Origin of the sequence: Gemmatimonas sp. (assembly GCF_046594945.1) — a bacterium.
In the GTDB taxonomy this organism is placed as follows: domain Bacteria; phylum Gemmatimonadota; class Gemmatimonadetes; order Gemmatimonadales; family Gemmatimonadaceae; genus Gemmatimonas.
The window spans coordinates 1-6,153 of record NZ_JBKJRB010000035.1 but is presented as its reverse complement, the minus strand read 5'-3'; the positions used below and the strand labels follow the sequence as shown (position 1 = coordinate 6,153).

2 protein-coding genes are annotated in these 6,153 nt (G+C 63.9%); both read right to left on the bottom strand.

Annotated features, from left to right (window positions below; translation table 11 throughout):
• Positions 1-89 precede the first annotated feature (89 nt).
• Positions 90-3,581: a SpvB/TcaC N-terminal domain-containing protein gene (locus ACLL97_RS04320; protein WP_411279247.1), complete on the bottom strand. Its 3,492-nt coding sequence runs from the start codon at positions 3,579-3,581 to the stop codon at positions 90-92.
• 425 nt (positions 3,582-4,006) lie between these two features.
• Positions 4,007-5,538, bottom strand: a protein-coding gene (locus ACLL97_RS04315; protein ID WP_411279246.1) for an IS3 family transposase whose coding sequence is annotated in 2 segments (ribosomal slippage) — positions 4,007-5,070 and positions 5,070-5,538 — 1,533 coding nt in all. Because the reading frame shifts where the segments join, the coding sequence is not laid out codon by codon here.
• Positions 5,539-6,153: the final 615 nt, after the last annotated feature.

Here is a 6,153-nt window from a genome sequence, read left to right as displayed (position 1 = left end):
CCATGGCCGCAGCGTGCGCCGCCGTCCCGGGAGCCGAGGTGGATCAGTATCCCGCCGCTGCCCGGCGCCCGATCACGCGGCGGGGTGGATCAGTATCCCGCCGCGAAGTGGATCTCGATTAGCCCGCCGCTGAAGACGAGGTCAGTGCGGAGCTCGAAGCTTTCTCCGGCTCCCTCGTTCGCTGCGATAGCTCGAGGCAATCCGGTCGCCTCGTCGACCTCGAAGCGCGTGAAGCGGCGGGCAAATGCAGGCTGCGGGGCGATCGACGCGGCGTCGGAAACCTCGCTTGTGTTTAGGATCGCTTCAACCTGTCCCAGGAGCCAGCGCGACTCATCATTGCGGTGGAAATAGGTGGTTGTGTCCGTCGTCGTAGCGGAGAGCGCGCCAACGATGGCCGTACGCTTGGCGACGAATGGATTGCCGAAGGCGTCGTACGTCGTCGCTAGCTCGTTGGTCTGGACCTTCGCGCCATTGTCAGTTGCAAGGTCAGTGGCCCGAGACGCGAGCACCAACTGCGTACCGGGGACGTACGACCTAACCACATACTCAAACGTTCTAACGCTCTCGAGAACGGACTTCTTGTCTGCGCTAACACGGCGTTCGATACGAGTGGGGTGTCCGGAGAAGCCATCTTCATGGTAGCGGTCGTAGGTAGTTACCACCGTCTGGCCGGTTGCGAGTGTTGTCTCGGTCGTTCGACGAAACCCGAGGAACTCGCCGGTCAGTGAGTTCGAGGCCGGATCTTCGTAAGCGAGTGCGACGGAAGTTTTGCCGGCCCCCACTGCGACCGTGAGGTCGTAATTTGCGACCGACCAAAGCCCACGCGTGCCGCACCTAATGGGCGCAGCACATGCGATGCGCGGCGAACGGAGCGGCGTATAGGCAATGCGGGCCGCGATTGCGCCGACGGCGGACTTGAGCAAGTCGGCTTTCTGACCGCGTCGGACGAGCAACTTACCCGGGAGCAAGATGTCCTCGAGACCGTCGCCGTTCACGTCTAGCACGCGACCAGCATTGGCCAGATCGCGACCGACGATGGCGTCAATGGCGGCTACTCCAGGTGCCGTTTGGGGACCACTTCGCCACTCGGCAACGAACCCGGAAGGGGTGGGCACAACCGACAGGATGCGAGCCGCGCTCGTGGGAGTAGCCGAGTCTCCGGCATAGACGAGTATCTTCCCGAGGCCGGTTTGATCCTGGTCCAGCACCATCGTGCCGCTTGCGCCGGGGGCGCTGGGCCACATCCAATCTGTGATCGGAATGAGCGGAAGTTGCACGCGCCGAAACGCGCCGCCCCCTACGCCCGCGTACAAGGCGGGAGGTATGGGTGAACCGGGTAGCGCGTCAAAGGAATCGGAGATCCCATCACCATTAAAATCGAAGAGCGTATGCGTTACGCCGGCGCGTCTTAGCGGCGTAACCGTTGATGCAAGCGACGCCGGACTGCATAGACCGAAAGGCGCGCACGTCGACGTCGTCGGGTGGACGATCTTGAAGTTTTCATCGCTGGGCGCCGCGACCAGAATCGACCACGCCTTGTTCTGAAGCGTCTGCATCGCGAGCATCGCGGTGGCGCCGTCCCCTTCGAACGCCGTGTCGTGCCCTTGGCCGAAGATGTCCAATGCCGCAGCGCTGCCGGACGCGGTGAATGGCGCGCCACTCGGTGCGACCGACGTCGCCGAGAACGAATAAGGCACCCAACGTGTAGCGCCCTGCTCATCCGGGAAATACGGCACGCCGTCCTTGAAGAGGACTGGCGCTCGGAAGTCCGAGATTGGAGGGAGTTCCAAATCCTCGAAGCGCGTGTGCTCCACCACGGCGAAACGGATCGGCGGCGCCAGCCTCGGAACGCCCTTCGTGATAGTGCCGCGCCGGTATTCCCAATCCGCTATCGTGGTGAGCGTGCGCTTGCCGAAGCCGCCTTCGGCGACGGTACGCATATTACCGACGCGATAGAGGACATCATCCATACCGTCGCCGTCGAGATCCGACGCATACATGTCGCGGGTCTGCGACGGCGTCGGCACGAAGTCGGTTGCGGCGACGTCGTAGTATTGGTCACCATCTTCGTATGATAGCTCCAGCGGTTGCTTGCACACGCCCGCGCCGTCGCACTCGTGCACGCGTGTGAGTCGGCTGCGGCGCGATACCGGACCGTAGTCATAGGTCAGTCGGTACGAGCGCACGGGCCCGATTGCCACGGGCATCGGACCCGAAATTCGCACCTCGCGGAGGCGTTTAGAAACCTGCAGCGGGAATCGTTGAATCCAGTTGAAGGACCAGTCGGTTCGGTCCTCGTACTCGAAATCGACTCGGCGCGTCGCCGGAAGGTCGGCGGCATGAGTGTAAGTGATTGAGCGAGGACGAAGCTCGGCGGCGCTACACGGCTTGTTCGTAATGGCGCAGTTGCGATCCGCGTATCCGCCGTCTTCGTATTCGTATCGCACCGCATTACCAGAGCGGTCAACGGTCTCGCGGATAAACCACGCGGCGGTCTTCGTCAGGCCGTCTCCATATTCTGGATATCCAGATGGGTCGACGGAGGTGAGCGCTGTCGTCAGCTGGGCGCCCGCGCCCCCATAGTATTGCTGGCGACCGTCTCGTCGTTGAACGGTAAAACCGGCACTAGTGCGGAGAACACGCGTGAATGGATCGTGTTGAGGGTGAAACGTGTTCGTGACGGTCGGTACGTTGTTGGGACCTGGCTCCGCCTGCGCGATGATGAGTGGGTCACCGTCCAAGCACAGGGTATCGGTAAACTGAAACTGCGTCGGCGGTGGCGCGTCTCCGTTCTCCGGACGAATGGTGCAGCGGCTGATTTGCGAGATGCCGCGCAGAATCCAACCTACGCCGAGGATGCCATTGCCCGCGCGACTGCTGTAATCGAAGCCAAGCTCTGGCTGCATGCCCGCGCGGCCGACGGGAACGTTCAAGTCTACACGGTAGGTGGCGGCGCCATCGGGGGTGACTCTGAAGTCACCTGATAAGCGATTACCCGTAAGGGGCTGATTCGTCTGACCGCCCATGGGCGCTTCCGTCGGAACCACGACGCCGTCGAGCAGGTTTGTTTCGCTCGGCGCGATCTGAACTACGAGAGGAGGAACGCCACCGGGCTGTTGCAGCGTCACATAGACGGCGCCGCCGGCCGTTGAGAGCGCGCAAGCGGGCGCGGCATCGGACGTCATCCGCCCGCCGAGCTCCCAGATTGTCGGCGGCGCCAACAGGGACTGCCGAATTGTGAACGCGGCTGGGAAGAAGCCCGGGGCGAAGACCGAGATTGGTCTGGTGCGGCCGTCCGCCGACGTAGGGTCCGGCGCTGGGACGAGGCGATTCTGCGCGCTTTCGGGGACGACGATCGCGGACGACGCGTCGTTCTGATACCCAAAGATGGCAATCCGTGCGTCTCCGCTGACGGCCACGCACGTAAGGACCGGCGTGATCTTCGCGACACTTTCGGACGAAGGTTCGCACGCGTCGAACGATGACCACACACCGCGATACGTACCCGTCCGCGAGTCGCCGCCGCATCCGACGGCGAGCAGCGTGATCACAATCAACAACCAAGCGAACCATCGAGCCATCGGGCGAGTCCTCCGTCGTTGCGCAGTCCGCCGCGCAGGCTACGCAGGACTTCTCTCACGTCAATCGATGGTGGATGCGAGGACGTCGCTGCGATATGCGGTCGGGCATGGTCGTTCGCTCTACGTCGCTGTCCGCACTCGCAGCACTTGTCGCCGCGCCATTCCTCTTATCGTGCGGTTCCAAGACGGATGCCTCGGAACAGCCCGTTCGGAGCGTGCGTTGGGTGAAGGGCGACTGCGGCATCCCGTCGCAGGCGAGCTGTGTCGACATTATCGACGTCAGCTTTGCGGCGTGCGCGCTGTATCTTGCGAACGGAAAGGGGGTGTCCGAACCGCGCCTCCTCCCGAACTGTAAAGACCTGGTCGCGGCCGTTCTGCACGAGGACATCCCGGGACCTGTCAGGATAGTTGTCGCCTAATCGAGTTCAAGCCGCTTGCGCCTTTCGATCTGGGTTGAGCGTGACTGTGGCGATATGAGTCCAGTCGCGCGTATCGCCGGTCCAGCGCCGCGGCGTGGAGCGCTTGGCCGTGGCGTAGACGATCTTGCGCTTGGCGAGGATGGCCGCGTCGCGACCGGCGTGACGATCGTTCGGGGTGACGTACTTGATGGCGCTGTGGAGGTGCACGGCGTTGTACCAAGCGACGAAGGCCCCGACCCACGCGCGCGCGGCGTCGATCGATGCAAAGGGTTTGCGCGGGTAGCCGGGCCGATACTTGAGAGTGCGGAAGAGAGCTTCGCATGCGGCGTTGTCGTCGCTCACGCTCGGCCGACTGAAGGACGCAGCAATGCCGAGCCGCTGCAGTGTCGCAAGCATCGTGGCGCCCTTCATCGCGCCGCCGTTGTCGGAATGCAGGACGAGTGTGCCCGGCTTCACCTTCTCGGCCGCGCATGCCTTCTCCGCGAGCTTCGACGCGAGCTCGGGCGATTCCTCCTCGTGGACTTCCCACGCCACGATCTTGCGGCTCCAGATGTCGAGCACGAGGTACAGGTAGTAGAAGGTTCCGCGCGTCGGCGCGCGCAGGTACGTGATGTCCCAGCTCCACACCTGACAGGGACCGGTCGCCACGCAGGCCCTCGGCTTGTGGCGCGCCGCACGCCGAGCCGGACTGCGATGCGCCATCAGCTTCGCCTCGTGCAGGACGCGGTAGAAGCTCGACTCCGAAGCGATGTAGATGCTGCGATCCGCGAGCAACGGGACGATCTGCCCCGGCGACAGATCGCGGTACTTGGGGGAATTGGCGGTGTCGATCACCCGCTGCCGCTCCTCGGCGGTCAGCGCGTGATGAGGCTTCGTCTGGGGTCCGAGGCGGCCGTCATCGCCGTAGGGATCGTCGCGCCATCGTTGCACCGTGCGCGCGCTCAGGTCGATCGCTTGGCACGCCGCCTCCAGCCCCGCACCTGCCTCGATGGCCTCGTCGAGCAACGCGAGGATCACTTGTCGTTCTCCTCGCTCGTGTCGTCGTCCGCGTCCCCCCAGATCGCTTGGACTTTTTTTTTCAAGAGTAAGAGGGCGGCGGCCTCGGCGAGCGCCTTGTCCTTGCGGGCCAGTTGCCGCTCGAGCTCCTTGATCCGCTTCTTGTCGCCCCCGCGAGCACGTGCGGATTCCGATGGCTGCAGCCCCTCGAGAGCGCCGGAGCGCCATGCTTCGAGAGTCTCCTCGTGCACGCCCTCACGACGAAGGAACTCCCCGAGCTCCTTGTCCCCGAGCCTGCTGGCTTCGTTCACGACGCGTAGGCGTTCCTGCGCGGTCCAGTCCTCCGGTCGGCGAGACCTGCTCGCAGTACCGGGCGTCTTGTTGGTTGACACCGAGACGACGCTACCGAACCTCCGCGTCCATCGCGAGAGGCTTGGTTGCGAGACGCCGACTTCTCTGGCCAGCGCGTACGCCGACGGAGCGTTCGGCAAGAGCAGGCGTTGCACGATCTTGCGTTTGAAAGTTTCAGAGTATGATTTCACGGAGAGAGTTCCTCTCCGCCCCCATCGAGTTCGCTACGTCTCCGCGATCAGGCGATCGGGAGAGGCGACAACTTCTCTGACAGAGGGGGATCCGTCGTGCTGTGAACCAGGGCAATGCGAGCGCATGCACCGGAGACCCGCCGGAGTACTTTCGGTTCACCTACGAGGACGATTCAAAGGTGCGGCTCGACCTGAATGGCTGCGTGGGCGCCCCGTACGACACCATACGTCGCGTACGAGAGGAAGTTCGTGCTCAAATCCTCAGCACGAAGGGCATCTGATACTCGCATCCATCACCCCTGCGGGGTGATGCCGAAAGAAAGCGGCCCTCGCTTGTGGGAGAGCAATCGGCGCCCGGAGGTGATCGGCCCGCCGGTCCGCAACCGCGGTACCCGGCGGGTTCCGCTCGGACTTTCGGCGCTCGCATGCCTTCGATACGACGAGCCCTCCATGTCGACCGCGCTCACCGCCGTCTCGCCCTCGCGGTCGCTCGCCGTACTGAAGCTCGATCCGGACACGCTTCGCGTCGCCCTCGAGCGCGACCTCTGCCTCCAGCTCGAGCGCGATCGCGCCTTCGCTCGCATCCGCGAGATCGTCCCGCTGCCCGACGCGAAG

What these genes read in the sequence shown, in the direction of transcription:
- ACLL97_RS04320 (WP_411279247.1), bottom strand. Translation starts at nt 3,581, where the DNA reads ATGGCTCGATGGTTCGCTTGGTTGTTGATTGTGATCACGCTGCTCGCC.